The following is an 18512-nucleotide window of genomic DNA, read 5'->3' on the forward strand; positions in this document are numbered from 1 at the left end:
CCGATGGTGACCCCGGTGGCGGTGCCGCCGGAGGGCACCCGATCACAACGGCTGGTCGGCGGGGTTCCGCTGGCCAGCCTGGTGCGCGACTACCACCGCCCCATGGTGAATTTCGCCCGGACCATGGTGGATTCGCCGGCCGTCGCCGAAGAAGCCGTGCAGGAGGCGTGGGTGCAGGTGCTGCAATCGCCGGATTCGTTCCAGGGGCGCTCGTCGGTGAGCACCTGGCTGTTCGGGATTGTCAAGCACACCGCGTCGCGCCACCGGCGCCGGGAATCGCGGATCCGCCATCACGAGATGCTGGCGACCGCGGATGCCGACCCCCTATCGGGCCGCATGCACCCCGACGGCCATCCCGATGCCGGACACTGGCGCGAGCCGCCGTCGCGGCGCTTTCTGCCGGAAGATCACACGGTCCAAAGCGAACTCGTCGGGTACGTCCGTGCGGCGCTGGACGCCTTGCCCGAGCGGCAACGGCAACTGGTCATCCTGCGCGACATCGTCGGCGCCCCCGCCGACGAGGCGGCCGAGCTCCTCGATCTGACCGCCGAGGCGCAGCGGGCACTGCTGTACCGCGCCCGCGGAAATCTCCGAAACGAACTGGAAAAGCGGTATCAACGATGACCGTTCACGACAACACCGTCCCCGCCATCGATTGCGTCGACTTCGTCCGCCTGGTCGACGATCTCGTCGACTCCGACCCGCGGCAATGGGGACCGATCGTGGCCAAGCACCTCGACGAATGCCCCCCGTGCCTGGTCTACCTGCAACAGATGCTCGACCTCAAGATCCTGCTCAGCCACGTCTTCGACGGCGAGCGCCTCACCGAGGACCACGTCTCTGGAGTCCTCCACGCGATCAACACCTTACGGAAAGGCGAACACGGATGACCATCAACGCTCCAGCGCAGCCGCTGCCGAGCTCGGCAACGGCGGGCACGGTCACCGCGTTGCCCACCGGCGTCGTCACCACCGACCGCGCGCCCGAGGATCCCTTCGAGCCGCTGACGGTGGGAGCGATGGTGGATCGGGTAGCGGCCATGGCAGTGGAAAAAGCCGCGCATCCGTGGGCCTTTCTGATGCGCTCCCTGGTCGGTGGCGTGATGGTGGCGTTCGGGGCACTGCTGGCCCTGGTGGTCAGTACCGGCGTCAAGACACCCGGGGTGGCGAGCCTGTTGATGGGCCTGGCGTTCGGCATGTCCTTCGTCCTCATCCTGGTGTCGGGCATGTCGCTGATCACCGCGGACATGGCCGCCGGTTTCCTCGCCGTGCTCAAACGCACACTCAGCGTCGGTAACTACGCCCTCCTGGTGACCGTCGGACTCGTCGGAAACATCGCCGGCGCACTGATATTCGTCACCATTTGCGCCGCGGCCGGCGGTCCCTACCTGGGCGCCTTTGCCGAGCGCGCCGCGACCGTCGGCACCCTCAAGGCGGGCCAGCCCTTCTGGACCGCGCTCCTGCTCGCCGTCGTCTGCACGTGGTTCCTGCAGACCTCGATGTGCATGTTCTTCAAGGCCCGCAGCGACGTCGCGAGGATGACGTTCGCGTTCTATGGCCCGTTCGCATTCGTGATCGGCGGCACCCAGCACGTGATCGCCAATGTCGGATTCCTCGGTCTTCCGTTGTTGCTCAACCTCTTCCATCCGAGCGCGCACCGCGGCGCGATCGGCTGGGGATTCGGTGCGCACGGCTTGCTCACCAACATCGGCATCACCACCGTCGGCAACCTCATCGGGGGTACGGTTTTCGTGGCGCTGCCGTTCTGGATCATCGCGCGGCTGCAGCACCGCCAGATCTGACTGCCGGGGTCGTCATGTAGCGTTCGTGCGGCGGGCCGTGGGGCGCAACGCCGCAAAGAGCGTCCCGGCGGCGAAGACCACCGCGATCACCCACGGAAACCGCCCGTCTGGGGCGAAGCCCTCGGCGGCGACCACGGCCAGGGCGTAGGCGGTCATCGCGGCGCCGGTGAGCATCACGGGCTCGGCGCGGCGCTCGCTGAGCGGGACACCGAGCAGTGGCAGGGGAGCGGCGAAAATCCTTCGCGCCCACCATAACAGCGCGATCTCGGCTGCCGTCACGACGCTGAGGATGGCCACCCATTCCAGCCGGGCCAGCCACCAGGCGGCGCTTCCTTCCGGGGGTTGCGGCAAGAGTCCGGCCGGATACCCGACGATCGCCACGATCACGACGGGAATCATGTGCCACAGATAGAGGGCCATGATGTTGTTGTTGGCGATGGACAGAGCCCGTTCGACGCGGGCCGCGCGCAGCGCGCGGTTGAGCATGGGCGCGAGCGCCATGACGATGCCCGTTTGCGCGCCACTGAAGGCCATCAGCGCCACGGTGGGCGGTGTCGTGTTGTCGATGGTCTGGCCGGGAACGCCGATCATGCTGACCGGATAGACCCGCAGCCAGATCAACCCCGCCAGGCCCGCCGCCGAGGCACCGGCCAGCAACCAGGGCCTGCGGCCCGTCAAGAGCCCACCGCGCCAGGCGATTCCGAGCTGATACAGGGCTCCCCAGCCCAACAGGTAGTTCAGCCAGTCGAGGTAATGCACGTGAGTGCTGAGCCTGGCGGCATCGACGACCGCGACCCCCAACACGAGCGCCGCGGGCGCCCGAAGGCCCCAACGGCGGTGTGCGGCAATCCCAACCGGCGTCAACGACACCACCACCAGATACACCGCCAGGAACCAGAGGTGCATCGCCACCGCCCAGCCGGCGTACTCGAGCACCGAGCCCGCGACACCGCACGCGTCCAGCACAACCACCGCCACCGACACCAACGCGGTGTACGCCGCGGTCGGCCCGAGCACCCGGGCCAGCCGGTGTTGTAACCAGGTCTGGCGCGAGACTCCGCCGGTGTCGCGCCGATGCGTCCACGACACCGCGCCGGCGTAACCCGCAACCAAAAAGAACGTCGGAACCGCTTGGAAGGGCCAGGTCAGCCACTGGGTCCAGGGCATGTCGACGAGCGGGTTCTGCCGGCCGAACTGTCCGTCGTGGTAGGTCACCGACCCGGCCAGCCAGTGTCCCAGCACGATCAGCACCACTCCGGATACGCGGTAATAGTCGACCGCCAGATCGCGGGCCGGGCGCGGGCTGTTTGCGCCGCCCATCAGATCGGGGGAAGCTCGACGCGGGACACAGCGCCACGGTACCGTCCAGCGCTCAGCGAGGCCTCGCTGAACCACGTCAAGAACAGGAGAAGGGCCATGAAACAGGCTCAACTCGGTGAGCTGCGGGTCGGGCGCCTCGGACTGGGCGCGATGGGAATGTCGGTCGCCTATGCCGGCGCCGGCAGCGACGACGCCGAATCGATCCGCACCGTCCATCGCGCCATCGACCTGGGTGTCACCCTGATCGACACCGCTGAGGTTTACGGCCCTTACGTCAACGAGGAACTTCTGGCGCGTGCCCTGCGGGGCCGTCGCGATCAGGTGGTGGTGGCAACCAAGTTCGGTCTCATCTCGCATACCGGCCGTGACGGGCTCGACAGCAGCCCCGCCAATATCCGCCTGGCCGTGGACGGTTCGCTGCGGCGGCTGGAAACCGATTACATCGATCTGTACTACCAGCATCGCCTCGACCGCCAGACCCCGATCGAAGAAACGATGTCCGCGCTGGCCGAGCTGGTTTCCGAAGGGAAGATCCGGCACATTGGCCTTTCCGAAGTCGGCGTCGACACCATCCGCCGCGCGCACGCGGTGCATCCCGTCACGGCCGTCCAATCGGAGTATTCGCTGTGGACGCGCGACCAAGAACCGGCGATCTTGCCGTTGCTGCGCGAGCTGGGCATCGGTTTCGTCGCCTACTCACCGCTGGGCCGCGGCTTCCTCACCGGTACGGTCCGCTCCACCGAGGAGCTCCCCGACAGCGACTACCGCAAGACCAATCCGCGGTTCTTCGACAAGAACTTCCAGCACAACCTGCGATGCGCGGACGAAGTGCGCGAAATCGGCGCTGACGTCGGCGCCACGGCGGCCCAGGTCGCATTGGCGTGGCTGCTCGCGAAAGGGCCCGACATCGTGCCCATCCCGGGCACCAAACGGGTCACCCGCCTGGAAGAAAACGTCGGGGCCGACGCGCTAGAGCTGACCCCGGACCAACTGGCGCGGCTCGACCGCCTCACCCCACCCGTGGGAGGGCATCACGCCGAGGCGCAAATGGCATGGATAGACCGCTAGTGGCCGACAAGAAGCTGGTGATCGGCGCGAGCGGGTTTCTGGGATCACATGTCACACGGCAACTGGTGGCGGCGGGTGAAGACGTACGAGTCATGGTGCGCCACACCAGCTCCACCGCGGGCATCGACGATCTCGACGTCGAGCGCTGCTACGGCGACGTGTTCGACGACGCCGCGCTGCGCGCCGCGATGGCGGGCTGCGACGTCGTCTACTACTGCGTCGTCGACGCCAGAATGTGGCTGCGTGATCCGGCGCCGCTGTTCCGCACCAATGTCGAGGGCCTGCGCCATGTTCTGGACGCGGCCCTGGGCGCCGACCTGAAGAGATTCGTATACACCAGCACCACAGGCTCGTTGGCGATCAGCGACGGCAAGCCGGTCACCGAGGAGGACCCGCACAACTGGGATCAGGGCGGCGCCTACATCGAAGCGCGGGTGGCCGGCGAAGACCTGCTGCTGTCGTACGCGCGGGACAAGGGCCTGCCGGGCGTGGCGATGTGCATCTCCACCACCTACGGGCCGGGCGACTGGGCGCCGACCCCGCACGGTGCGCTGCTCGCCCTGGTCGCCAAGGGCCGTTTTCCGTTCTATTTCGATTACTCGTCCGAAGTGGTGGGCATCGAAGACGCCGCCCGGGCAATGCTTCTCGCCGCCGAGCACGCGCGCGACGGCGAACGCTACATCGTGTCCGACAGGTACATGAGCATCCGGGAGCTGCATGAGATCGCCGCCACCGCCGTCGGAAGGCGATCGCCGCGCATCGGCATCCCGATGTCGGTGCTGCGGGCCGGGGCGCGGGTGGACGACGCGGCGGCTTGGCTGCTGGGCCGCGACCTGCCGTTCGCCTACGCGGGAATCCGGATGGCCGAACTGATGTCGCCGCTGGACCACTCCAAGGCCACCCGCGAACTGGGATGGACGCCCGAACCCGTCGAGGACTCGATCCGTAAGGCCGCCGTCTGGTTTGCGTCGCGCTAGTCGGCGCTGGCCAATGCCGCCGTGCCGTACTTCTTTTCGATCAATCCCCAGGGGTCGGCGTAGGGGCCGCGCCCTTCCAGCCGGCGCTGCACCACGAAGACGGCGCGCAGAATCGGCCGCAATAGCGGGCCAAGCAGCCGCAGCACGTTGCGCACAGGGCCCTGCGAGTCGGCGAGCCAGGCCACCGTCTGCTGCCAGTCATGCTCTTGAAACTCGAGCAGCGCCTGCGCTTCGGTGGTGTCGTACCAGCCGGTGAAACTCCAGCCGCGATCGTCGCCCGGGTCGCCGGGCAGGCCGGCCGAGGGGCCGAGCGGGCCCAGCCCCGCCGCGGTCATGAGGTCGTCTTGCAGCCGGTGCTGCAGCATCACATACGTCTCGTTGCCGCCGATGAGCAACACCTTGCCGGAGATGGCCGTTTCGCGGTCGACGCCGTTGGCGAACGCCAGTGCCACGTCGCGCGCATCCACCGCGTGAATGCGGTTATCGCTCGGCATCGACCGCATCAGGACGAGGTAGTCACCGTTGATACCGGCCTGGGTGTCCGGCGAGATGACACCCGCGAGCCGGTAGAGCGCGTAGGGCAGGCCACTGGCACGGATCGCCGCCTCGGCAAGCACCTTGTCCTGGCCGTATTGATCGATGGGATTCACCGGGGTATCCGGGGTGATCCGCCCGGGCTGGCGGAAGGGATTTCGCGATCCGTACACCGCTGCGCTGGACGCCATGAGGAACAGCGGTGGGCGCGGGAGCGTGGCGCAGGCGGCCAAGAGATTCTCGGTGCCGCCGACGTTGACGCGCCGGGCCAATGCGGGGTTGCGATACGACGGCGGAGAGACGATGGCGGCCAGGTGGACGACGGCCCCGGGACGGTGGGCCGCAACCAGATCACGCACCGCGTCGGCGTCCAATAGATCGGTGTAGGCGGGGATCAGCGTCCCGGATTGGCCCGCGGCGGCCAGTTCTTTCTCGACGGTCACGGTGTTGTCGTTGCGCAGATCCATCGCAACGACGGTGTGCCCCCGGTCGAGCAGGAGCTGCGTGCAGCGCCTACCGACTTGTCCGAATGCGCCCGTGACCAGAACGGTGTCGACAGCCACGACGCGTCACCGATCCATCAGCCGGCCGGCGATCTTGGCGATCGCCGTGCGGATTCGGGGGGACACGTAAATCGAGAATAGCGGGGTCACGATGTCCTCGCGGAGCCGAGTTAGCTTGGAGCTCTTGATAAGCCATCGGCCCGCGACGTTTTCATAGGTTTCGTGGTAATGGCCGTAGCCGACCAAGGTTGCCCCGGGCCTGAACCGAACGACGTCTTGCAGCGCCCATATCCCACGCGCCGTCGTTGCCGACGTGAGCTCGATTTCGGGGGTGTGCACCTGGTGCGCGGTGGCCTGGGTGGGTCGGCCCAGGGCCTGGCGGGTGAAGGCGACGAAGTCGTCGGCGCCGGCGATCACCTTGCCGCCCGCTTCGGAGGTGTCACTGACGAAGTCGTCGGCGAAGATCGTTCGCCAGGCCGCCCAATCCTTGGTGTCCAGGTAGCGGCAGTAGCGCGCTTTGAGCTGCTTGATGGACTCGATCGCGGGCAAGCCGTCGGTGACCAGGTTTTCCGCGCGCTCTGTCATTGCGGCTCGATTCTGCCCGTAAGGGCCCCGGCGTGACGTTTCACTGGCGAAGTGTAAACCTGTCAGCCCTTGAAGTAGACGATCTGATGTGTGGTGGCCAGCAGTCCGCCCGCCCGGGTCCACACCTGCGCGCTCTGATCGAAATAGCCGTTTGCGAAGCGGTTGGCGTGGGCGGTGGCCAGCACGAAGTCGTCTCCGACGGCCTCGAGTTGCTGCTGATCGGCGTGAAAGTACGCGGTCAGTGAGATCGTTCCGGACGGGAGGAAGCCGCCGTGACGCAGGAACACCCGCGGGTAGAAGATGTCGCACAGCGCCGCGAGCGCCGCGTAGTCGACCGGGCGGCGCGCGCGGTCGCGCACCCACAGCGTGGTGGTCGAAGAGGGCCTGGGGTCCCCGCCTTTGCCGGGCATCGCCCCCTCGACGTAGCGCGTGTCGTAGAGGCCGGTCCATCGCACGAGGCCCGGATCGACGGCGGACAACTGCTCCGGGGCCGGCGCGCTCGGCGGGTGCGCTTCCGTGTCGGCCCAGCTCTCGCGCCGGATCGCGAAGATCGCGGTCGCCGTGGTCTTGACCACCCCATCCTGGCTGAGCTCGACAACCCAATGCTGGTTGGTGCGGTTGGTGCGCGCGGCCCGAAGCGCGATGTCGAAGCCGCCGTCGGCGATCGGTGCGGCGAAGTTGACGGTCAGGGCGAGCGGCTCGCCGATGCGGTCGGGCTGCCCTTCGACGGCGGCCAGCATGACGGCGGCCGTGATCCCGCCGAATGGCCCGACCATGTTGGCCCACTCCGCGTGCGTGCTACCGCGTCGGACGTCCGCGCTGACGGTGTCGAGGCGGACGGCTTCGTCGAAGGGATGTGTGTCGGTCATGTTGGTCGACGGCAGACTACTTGCGGTCGAACTCGCCGCTGGACACGGGGTCGTTGCACCCGACCGGCGATTCACCTCCCCTGATACGGTCCGGCGAGCGACAGCCTGAACGAAAGCGAACCGCGATGACCAACTCCAAGCACGAAGCCGCAGCCAAATCTCCCGCCGAGTTGATCGATGCCAGGATCGAGGAACTGGGGGATTGGCGCGGCGAGACGCTCGCCCGGATCCGGCAACTGATCAAGGAGGCCGTCCCCGACGTAATTGAAGAGTGGAAGTGGCGTGGCGTTCCGGTGTGGTATCACGACGGGATGATCTGCACTGGCGAGACGTACAAGAACGTCGTGAAGATGACGTTCGCGAAGGGGGCGTCGCTGCAGGATCCCGCGAGTCTGTTCAATTCGAGCCTCGACGGCAACACCAGACGCGCAATCGATTTCCACGAGGGCGACACGATCGACGAGAACGCGTTGAAGGCGCTCATTCGGGCCGCGGTCGACCTGAACAGGTCGTAGGGCGCCACCTGTACAGCGCCGTCGCCGTTGCTGTACAGTCGCCCAGCACAAGGACGACGGTCGAGTGAGAGGCCAGCCGGTGACTTCCGAGTCGGTCGAGGAATTTCGGCGCCGGGCCAGGGCCTGGCTCGCCGCGAACATGCCGCGACTCGATCCGGCCGAGGCGGTGTCGCTTCAGCGAGATCAGCTGCCGGCCTGGCACCGGGCCCGCGAATTGCAGAAGCTCCTGTGGGAGGGCGGATTCGCCGGTATCTGTTTCCCGCGTGAGTATGGCGGCCTCGGGCTGAGCTACGAATACAAGAAGGCCTTTGACGCCGAGTCGCTCGGCTATGAGACGCCGCTTCTGCTCAACGTCCCGTCCTTCGCCATCTGCTGCGCCACGATCCTCGATATGGGCAGCGAGGAGCAAAAGCAAACCCACATCCCGGCCGCGCTGCGCGGCGACGAGGTACTGGTGCAGCTGCTCTCGGAGCCCAGCGGGGGATCGGACCTGGCGGGCGTCATCACCCGCGCCGAACACCGCGACGGCCGGTGGATCATCAACGGCGCCAAGACCTGGAGCACCTGGGCATTCGCCGCCGATTACGGGCTGTGCCTGGCCCGCACCAACTGGGACGTGCCCAAGCACGACGGTCTCACGATGTTCCTGGTGCCGCTTCGGCATCCCGGCATCACGATCAACCGCGTTGAACAGGTCAACGGGTCGATCGAGTTCTGCGAAGAGTTCTTCGACGACGTCGACGTGGGGGATGACGCCGTTGTCGGCGAGCCGGGCAAGGGCTGGGAGGTTGCGTCGCGCCAGCTCTACCACGAGCGCCGCAGCATGGGCGACGGTTCGGAGTACACCAGCGGGCCGGGAATCGCTGAGGCCGAAGATGTTTCGGTCGACCTGCTGGCATTGGTCGACAAGACCGACCAGCACGACAGCGAGCGGGTCCGGGAGATGATCGGTCGGGCCCTGGTTCACCGCACGGTCCACGGCCAGCTCAGCGAGCACGTCTTTCATGCCGTCGCCGGCGGCGCCCTGCCGCCGACCGCGGGATCGATCATCCGGCTCTCCATGGCCGCGGTGCACGACGTCGAAACGGACACCGCCCTCGCCGTGTCCGGGACGTCGGCCGTGGTCGCGGACGACGGCGCACTCCTCGACATCGGGACGCGCTATCTGGGCCGGCAGACCGCCAGCATCGGTGGTGGCACCACCGAGATGGCGCGCAACGTGATCGGCGAGCGGGTGCTGAACTTTCCGCGCGAGCGCGCCGATGACCGGGGCGTGCCGTTCAATCAGGTGCGACGCGGCAAAAGCCCGGGAGGAGAACGGAATTGAGCGACCAACTTCGTGACATCCGAGAGTTGGCGGGGGACACCGACGCCTACCGCGACGAACTGTACCGACGCTGGACGGGCCTGCTGAGCTACCGCTACATCGGCCGCAAACACTCGTCGATGAATCTCGGCGAGACCGACGACACCGTCACCATCCGCCGCGACATGCGCAACGAGGCGGGCGGAATCATGGTGGCGCCGTTGGCCATTTCCTCCCCGGAGGGTTGTCAGACCGACATGGTCGCCGTGCCCAACCCGGTGATCGCGTCGGTACAGATCGTCGACCCCGGCTACGACGTGACGCGGGTGGAGATCGTCGGGTCTGGCATCGTGCACCAGGGCCGCACCATGGGCTACGGGCGCTGCACGATCGTCGACGCCGATAACCCGCAGCGGGTGATCGCGTTCAATGAGGGGCAGGGAGCGATCATCGGCATCCCGCCCGAAGGCCTGGACAGGATGGATGTTTCGGGCACGGAGCTGGTGATCGAGGACTCTCCGGATCTGCCGCCGCTGTGGCGGGCCTTCGGCGCCAGCCGTCGCGGCGACGGCCATTGGGTCCTGCCAGAGCTCAGCACCGAACTCGCGTCACCGGATGCGGCGTTGCACATCGGGCCCCAGCACGTCGTCCTCGAGACCGCCGCAATCGATTTGGCCGCCGAGGTCGCGGGAACCAGAAAGTTGCAGGTCGTGAGCTGGCACGTGATGTTCATGTCGCGCGGCAAGGTGGGTCCATTCCGGGTCGAGGGCACCGCGCATCCTGGCGGGCCCGGGCGCGTCGGCGTGCGCATGCTGCTGCACGACGAAGGCAACGCCGACAAGGCCGTCACCTCCGCTGCCGCGGTCTTCGACGTCGTCGGCTGAGCCGGGCTCGGCGACCTCCGCTCGGGCGCGCCCCGGGGAAGGGCGATAACCTTCCCGAAGGCGACGCGAAGGAGCGTGATGGTCATGCAGATCTCCATGTTCGGGCAACTCAGCGGATCGGGCGGTCAATCGCCGATCGACGCGACGATCGCCAACCTCGCTATGCTGCGCGACGAGGGCTTCACGCGGGTGTGGATGAGCCAATTGCCCTATGAGCCAGACCTTCTCACGATTCTGGCCATCGCGCTGCACGAGGTCGACACGATCGAGGTGGCCAGCGGTGTGGTGCCGATCCAGAATCTGCATCCGATGCTCATGGCGCAGCGTGCCCTCACGCTGAGCCTCGCCTCGGGTGGCCGGTTCACGCTCGGGCTCGGCATGACCCATCAGGCGGTGACCGAGGGGATGTGGGGCATACCGTGGGACAAGCCGGTGCGCAGGCTGAACGAGTACCTCGACGGGTTGTTGCCCCTGCTGGCCGGTGAACCCGCCGCCGCGGCGGGGGAGACGGTGACCACCCGCGGTGCCCTGATGATCACCGGGGCGCCGAAGCCCGACGTGTACATCGCGGCCCTGGGTCCGCAGCTGCTCAAGATCGCCGGCCGGCGCACGTCGGGCACCTGCACCTGGATGACCGGCCCCAAAACGCTGGCCGAACATGTCGGCCCGACGCTGCGGCGGGCGGCCGCCGATGCCGGGCGGGAGGACGAGGTGCGTGTCGCCGCGTCGTTGCCCGTCAGCGTCACCGACGATGTCGACGCCGTCCGCAAGCAGGCGGCCGAACAGTTCGCCATCTACGGCGAGTTGCCGTCGTACCGTGCGATGCTCGACCGCGAGGGCTACGCGGGGCCGCAGGATGCCGCCATCATCGGCGACGAGGACACCGTGCGAGGCCGGCTCGACGAGCTGCGCGCCGCGGGCGTCGACGAGTATGTTGCGGCGGCATTCGATCCGTCACCGGAGGGCCGGGCCCGCACGCGGGCGCTGCTGCGCGCCTACGACTCCTGACCCGGCGTTTGGCTATGGCCATACATTGCCTCCGGAACGTATGGTGCAGAGACGAACTCAGAGGACAGGAGAAGCGCAGTGGCAGAACGGTTGGCGGGAAAGGTCGCCCTCATCAGCGGCGGCGCCCGGGGGATGGGCGCATCGCACGTGCGGTCGCTGGTCGCCGAGGGAGCCAAGGTGGTCTTCGGTGACATCCTCGACGACGAGGGCAAGGCCGTGGCCGCGGAGGTCGACCCCCATTTCCAAGCCGTCCGCTACCTGCACCTCGACGTGACCAAACCCGAGGATTGGGACGCGGCGGTGGCCACCGCCCTGGGCGAGTTCGGCCGCATCGACGTGCTGGTCAACAACGCGGGCATCATCAACATCGGCACGCTGGAGGACTACGCGCTCTCGGAGTGGCAGCGCATTATCGACATCAACCTGACGGGGGTGTTTCTCGGCATCCGCGCCGTGGTGAAGCCGATGAAGGAAGCGGGCCGGGGATCGATCATCAACATCTCCTCGATCGAAGGCATGGCCGGCACCATCGCCTGCCACGGCTACACCGCAACCAAATTCGCGGTGCGCGGGCTGACGAAGTCGGCCGCACTGGAACTGGGGCCCAGCGGAATCCGGGTGAACTCCATTCACCCCGGGCTCATCAAGACCCCGATGACCGATTGGGTCCCCGACGACATCTTCCAAACGGCGCTGGGCCGGGCCGCCCAACCCGTGGAGGTCTCCAACCTCGTGGTCTATCTGGCCAGCGACGAGTCCAGCTACTCCACCGGCTCGGAGTTCGTCGTCGACGGCGGCACCACCGCCGGGCTGGGGCATAAGGACTTCGCCAACGTGGAGACCGACGCGCAGCCGGACTGGGTCACGTAGGAGTCTTCTGCGCGAAAGTGCAACTGCCGACGGGTTCCCGGGTGGGACCGTCGGCAGGTGCACTCTCGAGGGTCAGGCGTCCGCGGTTACGGATTCGCGCTCTTTGGGGGCGGGTTTGGGCCACGGCGAGGGGACCGGCCGTTGACGCACGTGCTGTGGCCACCAGAACCACTTGCCCAGTAGAGCCGCAATCGATGGTGTCATCAGCGACCGCACGATCAGGGTGTCGAACAGCAAACCCAGCCCGATGGTGGTCCCAACCTGGCCGATGACCGTCAACTCGCTGACGGCCATCGTCATCATCGTGAAGGCGAACACCAGACCGGCTGAGGTGACCACCGAGCCGGTGCCGCCCATCGAGCGGATGATGCCGGTGTTCAGGCCGGCGTGGATCTCTTCCTTGAACCGCGCGACCAACAGCAGGTTATAGTCGGCGCCCACGGCCAGCAGGATGATCACCGACATCGCGAGCACCATCCAGTGCAGTTCGATGCCGATGAGGTGCTGCCAGATCAGCACCGACAGTCCAAAGGACGCGCCCAGCGACAGCAAAACCGTTCCCACGATGACCGCCGAGGCCACCACACCGCGCGTGATGAGCAGCATGATGATGAAAATCAGGCACAGCGAAGCGATTCCGGCGATCAGCAGGTCGTAGGTGTTGCCGTCGCTGAGGTCCTTGTAGATCGACGCGGTGCCCGCGAGGTAGATCTTGGAGCCCTCCAGCGGCGTGCCCTTGAGCGCCTCGTAGGCGGCCTTCTTGATCGCCCCGATGTGCGAAATGCCTTCCTGCGACATCGGATCGCCGTCATGGCTGATGATGAAGCGCACGGCGTGCCCGTCGGGGGAGATGAAGTTCTTCATGCCCTTCTTGAACTCTTTGTTGTTGAAGGTCTCCGGGGGCAGGTAGAACGAGTCGTCGTTCTTGGAGGCGTCGAACGCCTTACCCATGGCGCTGGAGTTCTTCTGCGCCTCTTTCTGCTGATCCTGCAGGCCCTTCTGGGTCGAATACATGGTCAGCATGGTCGTTTTCATCGCCTTCATGTTTTCGATCATGGAAGGCATCAGCGCCACCATCTGGGGCATCAGGGTGTCCAGGTGGTCCATGACCGGCAGCAGACTTTCGATGTCGTCGGTCATGGTGTCGATGCCGTCGAGGCCGTCGAACACCGAGCGCAGCGACCAGCACGCCGGGATGTCATAGCAGTGCTTTTCCCAGTAGAAGTAGCTGCGCATCGGCCGGAAGAAGTCCTCGAAATCGGCCATGTGGTCGCGTAATTCGTTGATGTCGATGGTCATGTCGTGCATCTTTTTGACCATGACGTGCATGTCGTTGGCCATCTGCACGGTGATGCTGGACATCTTTTCCATGCTGTCGATGGTCGTCTGCATCATGTCGGCCTGGTGCAGCATGTCGGCCATCTGATCTTCTTGGTACTTCTGGCTCATCTGCTGGCTGACGCCCTGCATGCTGATCTGGAAGGGAATCGACGTGTGCTCGATCGGCGTGCCCTGCGGGCGGGTGATCGCCTGCACGCGCCCGATGCCCGGGACCCGGAAGACCGTCTTGGCGATCTTGTCGATCACCAAGAAGTCCGCCGAATTCCGCAGATCGTGGTCGCTTTCGATCATCAGCACCTCGGGGTTCATCCGCGCCTGCGAGAAGTGGCGATCCGCGGCCGCATACCCCTCGTTGGCCGGCAGGTCCGTCGGTAGGTAGTTGCGGTCGTTGTAGTTGGTCCGGTACCCGGGCAGGGTCAGCAAGCCCACCAACGCCACGCCGATGGTGAGGACCAGGATCGGGCCGGGCCAGCGCACGACGAGCGCACCGACCTTGCGCCACCCGCGAATGCGTTGCGTGCGCTTGGGTTCCAGTGTCTTACCGAAGCGGATTACCACGGAGATGACCGCGGGACCCAGCGTCAACGCCGCCGCGACGACGACCACCATGCCGATCGCCAGTGGGATACCCAGCGTCTGGAAGTAGGGCAGGTTGGTGAAGTGCAGGCAGAAGGTGGCGCCGGCGATGGTCAAGCCCGACCCGAGCACCACGTGCGCGGTGCCCTTGTACATCGTGTAGTACGCATCTACTCGGGACTCGCCGATAGAGCGGGCTTCCTGATATCGGCCGATCAAGAAGATCGCGTAGTCGGTGGCGGCCGCGATACCCAAGGTGACCAACAGGTTCGTGGCGAACGTCGAGAGCCCGATGAGCTGGAAATAGCCTAGGAACGCGACCATTCCGCGTGCGGCCGACAACTCGAGCACCACCATCACCAGCGTGAGCAGCACCGTAATGACGGAGCGATAGACCAACAGCAGCATCGCGATGATGACGGTGAACGTGGCCGCCGTGATGAGCTGCATGCTGCGGTCGCCGGCCTCGTGCTGGTCCGCCGACAACGCCGCGGGACCGGTGACGTAGGCCTTCACCCCTTTGGGTGGGGTCACACTCTTGACGATGTGTTGGACGGATTCCACCGACTCGTTGGCCAAGGCCTCGCCCTGGTTACCGGCGAGGTAGACCTGGACGTAGGCGGCCTTGCCGTCGTTGCTCTGCGCGCCCGCTCCGGTGAGTGGATCGCTCCACATATCCTGTACGTGTTCAACGTGTTTGGAGTCGGCGTCGAGCTTCTTGACGACGTCGTCGTAGTAGGCGTGCGCGTCCGCGCCCAGCGGATTCTGGCCCTCGAGGACGATCATCACCGAGCTGTTGGACTTGTACTCGTTGAACACCGCGCCCATGCGCTTGGTCGCGACGACCGACTGCGCGTCATCCGGTGCCATCGACACCGAGCGCATCTTGCCGACCTCCTCCAGCTGGGGGACGGAGACGTTGAGCACCGCGATGATCGCGATCCAGCCGAGAATGATCGGTACGGCGAACGTCCGGATGAGCCGGGGGATCTTGTCCCGAACGGGTTCGTCGACAACGGGGATGGTGTCGGTGCGGGCGTCGTTGAACGTTGTGCTCATGCGGATTTCACCATGCAGAAGGTCAGGGCGTGTACGCCGTGGGTGAGGTTCTCGTCCTTGACTTCGTCATCGATGGTGATGCGGCAACCGAGGGAGTTGCCGTCGCTTTGTGCCGAGAGGTTCGGGAACACCGACGGGGCGGTGGTGCTCAGGACCAGCGTCCACGGCAGCGGCGCGCCGTCGATCCGCTTCGGGTCGGCGGACAGATCCAGGTAGTTCACGTTGGCTTGGGCGGCCGAGCCGAAGACCTCGTATTTGACGACCTTGGGCTTGAACGGCTTTGACTCATCGAGTCGCGGGCTGGTCATGACGCCCGTGTCGTGCGCGCCGAAGAACGACTTGACCCGAACGACGGCAAATCCGCCGACCAGCACCACCGCCACGATCAACAGCGGCAGCCAGGCGTTGCGCACAAGTCTCGATATCTGCACCTGGGTGATCCCTTCCTCATCACGCGGACGTGACGCGGATCAGCGTTTGCGCGACTGGAGGTCGTGGACAGGTGAGTGCCCACAGTCGCACCGATCAACAACGAATTGCGTGGATTGCTTGGTTCGTGCGCGCAAGACCGTCAAACGCGGTGAAAGTCGCCCATCCCCACTGCCGACGTCCCCGGCGGCGACACCCGGCTCACCTTGTTGCTGAAGCCTCCCCGGGTAACGCCACCAGCGCATAGTACATGATGTGCATACCTTGCAGTGTATGCAACATTTGCTGCTGGTGTTTCAGGTCACTTCGTGAAGATGCTGTTCACCAGCGCGGCGGCACGCTCAACATAGGGCATCGGCGTGTCGGCGGTTTCACTCGCCTTACCGCTCGCCCAGCGTTCCAGGCCCGACCGCACCGCCGTCAGCGCCAGCGCGGAAATCAGCGCGGCCATCTCGTCGTCGGGCTGCATCGCCTGGCGGCGGACGATGATGTCCGTCAACTGGTTCTGGAATCGTTCCAGATCGGCGAGGAACGCCGCCAGGACGGCGGGCGAAGTCTTCGCGAGTTCGAGCATGTGAGCTGCGTGTTCGCGCCGAGGGGGGACGTCGCGCAGGTGGTGTGCCGCCAGGGTGATCAGTTCCGCGAGGACGACCGAGTAGGGGGCGGGTCCGGCGGCGACGAAATCCTCGGCCAGCTCGGCGGGTATGTCAGAGGGGCCGTAGGCGAGTGCGGACTCTTTGTTGGGGAAGTAATTGAAGAACGTGCGGGTCGAGACGCCGGCTTCGGCGCAGATTTCGTCGACCGTGACCTTGTCGAATCCCCGTTCCAGCGTGAGCCGTACGGCGGCGTCGCGGATGTCGGCGCTCGTCTGCCGGCGGCGGCGCTCGCGTAGCCCCAGGGGATTGGCCATACTCATATAGTTGCACGTTGTGCACAGTTTGCAGTCAAAAGGTGCCATCTGGCGGTGCGGAGGCGAGGCCGCCCGGCACCGTCCAGGGCGAGCGGCGGCGTTCCGCGTTCTCGCCGCCTCGCACCAGCCCTGTTCTTGCGCAACATCATTCGGCCAGCCGCTGTGGTGCAAGAGGTGGGTTCGGGCCGGTCATCCGCTGGGGGTGAGGGCGCCCCGCAAATAGTCGCATTGGCTTTGGAAGAACTTCGCCGAGATCGCCGCCTTGTCGGCGATCTGGTCGAACGCGTGAAACGCGCCCGGAACGATCTCCTCCTGCACCGGGACGCCCGCCTCGCGCAGGCGTCGCGCGTACTCCAGACTCTCGGAGTAAAAGAGGTCCAGCGTTCCCACGCCGATCCAGGCGGGCGGCAAGCCCGACAAATCCTTGCGGCGAGCCGGTGCCGCCTCTTCGGGATCGGCCCCATTGAGGTACCACTGCCAGGCCAATTGGTTATCGGATTCGGTCCACATGATCCGCCTGGGGCCGTCACGCCGGGCGCCGGTGCGATCGTCGAGCATCGGATACACCAGCATTTGGAAAGCGATTTTGACGTCCTGGCGGTCGTGCGCCCGCTGCGCCACCGCGGCGGCGAAATGCCCGCCGGCGCTGGCGCCGCCGACGGCGACTCGATCCGGGTCCACCCATGGCTGGCGCGCCAGCCAGAGCAGGGCCGCATAACAGTCCTCGACCGGTATCGGGTAGGGGTGTTCGGGGGCTAGCCGGTGTTCGACCGCCGCGATCGCGACGCCGGTGAGCTGAGACAGTTGGCGCAGATACTTGTCGTCCTGGGCGGCGTGGCCCATGATGGTGCCGCCGCCGTGGATCCACAGCAGCGCCGGTGCGTGGTCGGCAAGGCCGGCCGGACGGTGCAGGCGGACGCTGACGTGCTCGTTGACCGCGGCCACCGGCACGGTGCGGATGCGGCCGGCGTTGCCCATCAGGTTCATGATGGCGCGCTGCAGCTTCAGACCGCGGTGCAAGGCGTAACCCCGGGGCAGGAATCGAGCCACTTTGCGAAGACCGGGATCCAAGACATGGGGCGACGTGTAGGCGTTATCGGGAAGGCCGTTTGCCATCGGATGCCTCTGTTCCCTCGCGCCGGCAGACATGCTGACCATACAGGACGCAGGTAATGTCCATGCGTGGGAATTTGAACGAGTTTCAGCGGTATTCGCGCCGTCACGTGTCGGCCCGGCTGCGGACGCATTGGCCAAGCGGCACAGCCCGTTTCAGAGCGCCTCGTCGCTGTCGGTCAGTGCGCGCACGACGTGACCGAACATCGTCTGTTTGATCGCTCCGAGCGTGCCCGGGTCCTTGCCTCCGAATGGGCGAATCTGGTCGACGGCCGTGCCGGTGACCGCGTCCGCCGGACAGGCGACGTCGACGAGGCCGAATTGTGCTGCGTCGGGCCCGGTGAACCGACGGCCCGTAGTCATCGAGGCCACCGCGGCGCGAGGAGTGAGTTTGGACTGGATGAGCGCGGCCATGCCCGGGTTGAACGGAATGCGGATGTCGACCTCGGGAAAACAGAAGTACCCGCGATCGTCGCGCATGGCGCGAAAGTCGTGCGCGATCGCCAGCATTGCTCCGGCACCGAACGCGTGACCGACCACGGCGGCGGCGGTGGGAACGGACAGCGTCAGCACGCGCGCGAGCAGCCGGTGCACCCGATTGATGTACCAGGAGCCCCGGTCGGTGTGGGCGCTCAGCCAGTCCAGATCCAGCCCGTTGGAGTAGAACTTTCCGCCGGCGGTGGTGACCAGCCCCAGGGCGCCATCCGAGATGATCTGATCGAGCGCGGCCTCAACGTCATCCAAAAATGCTGGGGAGAAACGGTTCTCATCGTCGCCCAGCCGGATGATGGCGATCTTGTCGTCGTAATCCAGTTTTACAGCCATGTGTTCCCCTGACTTTCTT

19 protein-coding genes are annotated in these 18512 nt (G+C 66.2%); 10 read left to right on the forward strand and 9 right to left on the reverse strand.

Going from position 1 to position 18512, the window contains the following annotated elements:
- The first annotated feature begins 3 nt into the window (after positions 1–3).
- Genes OCU_RS37070 through OCU_RS37080 form a run of 3 tightly spaced genes read left to right on the forward strand, consistent with a single transcriptional unit; the run spans position 4 to position 1801 of the window.
- The gene (locus OCU_RS37070) at positions 4–624 is read left to right on the forward strand and encodes an RNA polymerase sigma factor (protein WP_009954520.1); all 621 of its coding nucleotides are present in this window, start codon (positions 4–6) and stop codon (positions 622–624) included.
- Positions 621–890 carry a hypothetical protein gene (locus tag OCU_RS37075; RefSeq protein ID WP_008256475.1) on the forward strand — a complete coding sequence of 90 codons (270 nt, stop codon included), beginning with the start codon at positions 621–623 and terminating at the stop codon, positions 888–890. Before OCU_RS37070 ends, OCU_RS37075 begins: the two co-directional genes overlap by 4 nt.
- A complete protein-coding gene (locus tag OCU_RS37080) occupies positions 887–1801 on the forward strand; it encodes a formate/nitrite transporter family protein (protein WP_014380080.1) in 915 nt (304 codons plus the stop codon). Before OCU_RS37075 ends, OCU_RS37080 begins: the two co-directional genes overlap by 4 nt.
- 12 nt (positions 1802–1813) lie before the next feature.
- Here the strand turns inward: OCU_RS37080 and OCU_RS37085 are convergent, their stop codons facing one another.
- A complete protein-coding gene (locus OCU_RS37085; protein WP_014380081.1) occupies positions 1814–3121 on the reverse strand; it encodes an acyltransferase family protein in 1308 nt (435 codons plus the stop codon).
- A gap of 96 nt (positions 3122–3217) precedes the next feature.
- On the opposite strand from OCU_RS37085, the gene OCU_RS37090 reads away from it, so the two are divergent.
- Together OCU_RS37090 and OCU_RS37095 are read left to right on the forward strand one after the other, a co-directional pair.
- Complete coding sequence (locus OCU_RS37090; protein WP_014380082.1) at positions 3218–4189, forward strand: aldo/keto reductase; 972 nt, start codon at positions 3218–3220, stop codon at positions 4187–4189.
- Positions 4189–5166, forward strand: coding sequence for an NAD-dependent epimerase/dehydratase family protein (locus tag OCU_RS37095; protein WP_014380083.1), 978 nt, complete (start codon positions 4189–4191; stop codon positions 5164–5166). Before OCU_RS37090 ends, OCU_RS37095 begins: the two co-directional genes overlap by 1 nt.
- Here the strand turns inward: OCU_RS37095 and OCU_RS37100 are convergent.
- The 3 genes from OCU_RS37100 to OCU_RS37110 all read right to left on the reverse strand — a co-directional run bounded on the left by OCU_RS37100 (position 5163) and on the right by OCU_RS37110 (position 7657).
- Positions 5163–6263 carry an NAD-dependent epimerase/dehydratase family protein gene (locus OCU_RS37100; protein ID WP_014380084.1) on the reverse strand — a complete coding sequence of 367 codons (1101 nt, stop codon included), beginning with the start codon at positions 6261–6263 and terminating at the stop codon, positions 5163–5165. The two genes, OCU_RS37095 and OCU_RS37100, sit on opposite strands and share 4 nt — an antisense overlap.
- 6 nt (positions 6264–6269) lie before the next feature.
- On the reverse strand, positions 6270–6788 hold the full coding sequence (locus OCU_RS37105) for a nuclear transport factor 2 family protein (protein ID WP_009954527.1): 519 nt from the start codon (positions 6786–6788) through the stop codon (positions 6270–6272).
- 62 nt (positions 6789–6850) lie between these two features.
- A complete protein-coding gene (locus tag OCU_RS37110) occupies positions 6851–7657 on the reverse strand; it encodes an acyl-CoA thioesterase (protein ID WP_009954528.1) in 807 nt (268 codons plus the stop codon).
- Positions 7658–7782: 125 nt separating this feature from the next.
- Between OCU_RS37110 and OCU_RS37115 the strand changes: the two genes are divergently transcribed.
- From OCU_RS37115 to OCU_RS37135, 5 genes are all read left to right on the forward strand, one after another.
- Positions 7783–8172, forward strand: a complete 390-nt coding sequence (locus tag OCU_RS37115; RefSeq protein ID WP_009954529.1) for a DUF1801 domain-containing protein — start codon at positions 7783–7785, stop codon at positions 8170–8172.
- Between the two features lie 79 nt (positions 8173–8251).
- Positions 8252–9499, forward strand: coding sequence for an acyl-CoA dehydrogenase family protein (locus tag OCU_RS37120; RefSeq protein ID WP_014380085.1), 1248 nt, complete (start codon positions 8252–8254; stop codon positions 9497–9499).
- Positions 9496–10362 carry a hypothetical protein gene (locus tag OCU_RS37125; RefSeq protein ID WP_014380086.1) on the forward strand — a complete coding sequence of 289 codons (867 nt, stop codon included), beginning with the start codon at positions 9496–9498 and terminating at the stop codon, positions 10360–10362. Before OCU_RS37120 ends, OCU_RS37125 begins: the two co-directional genes overlap by 4 nt.
- A gap of 78 nt (positions 10363–10440) precedes the next feature.
- The gene (locus tag OCU_RS37130) at positions 10441–11370 is read left to right on the forward strand and encodes a TIGR03564 family F420-dependent LLM class oxidoreductase (RefSeq protein ID WP_179300640.1); all 930 of its coding nucleotides are present in this window, start codon (positions 10441–10443) and stop codon (positions 11368–11370) included.
- Between the two features lie 78 nt (positions 11371–11448).
- The gene (locus OCU_RS37135) at positions 11449–12240 is read left to right on the forward strand and encodes an SDR family oxidoreductase (protein ID WP_014380088.1); all 792 of its coding nucleotides are present in this window, start codon (positions 11449–11451) and stop codon (positions 12238–12240) included.
- 72 nt (positions 12241–12312) lie between these two features.
- On the opposite strand, the gene OCU_RS37140 is transcribed toward OCU_RS37135, so the two are convergent.
- From OCU_RS37140 to OCU_RS37160, 5 genes are all read right to left on the reverse strand, one after another.
- A complete protein-coding gene (locus tag OCU_RS37140) occupies positions 12313–15216 on the reverse strand; it encodes an MMPL/RND family transporter (protein ID WP_014380089.1) in 2904 nt (967 codons plus the stop codon).
- Positions 15213–15647 carry an MmpS family transport accessory protein gene (locus tag OCU_RS37145; protein ID WP_269147570.1) on the reverse strand — a complete coding sequence of 145 codons (435 nt, stop codon included), beginning with the start codon at positions 15645–15647 and terminating at the stop codon, positions 15213–15215. The genes OCU_RS37140 and OCU_RS37145 overlap by 4 nt, the downstream gene beginning before the upstream one ends.
- A gap of 299 nt (positions 15648–15946) precedes the next feature.
- Positions 15947–16555 (reverse strand): TetR/AcrR family transcriptional regulator, encoded by a 609-nt coding sequence (locus OCU_RS37150; RefSeq protein WP_014380090.1) that lies wholly within the window; start codon positions 16553–16555, stop codon positions 15947–15949.
- Between the two features lie 189 nt (positions 16556–16744).
- Positions 16745–17671 (reverse strand): alpha/beta hydrolase, encoded by a 927-nt coding sequence (locus OCU_RS37155; RefSeq protein WP_008256517.1) that lies wholly within the window; start codon positions 17669–17671, stop codon positions 16745–16747.
- Positions 17672–17824: 153 nt separating this feature from the next.
- Entirely contained in the window at positions 17825–18493 is a 669-nt protein-coding gene (locus OCU_RS37160) for an enoyl-CoA hydratase-related protein (RefSeq protein WP_014380091.1), read from the reverse strand.
- Positions 18494–18512 lie beyond the last annotated feature (19 nt).

The sequence above is a fragment of the Mycobacterium intracellulare ATCC 13950 genome, from assembly GCF_000277125.1.
Classification (GTDB): domain Bacteria; phylum Actinomycetota; class Actinomycetes; order Mycobacteriales; family Mycobacteriaceae; genus Mycobacterium; species Mycobacterium intracellulare.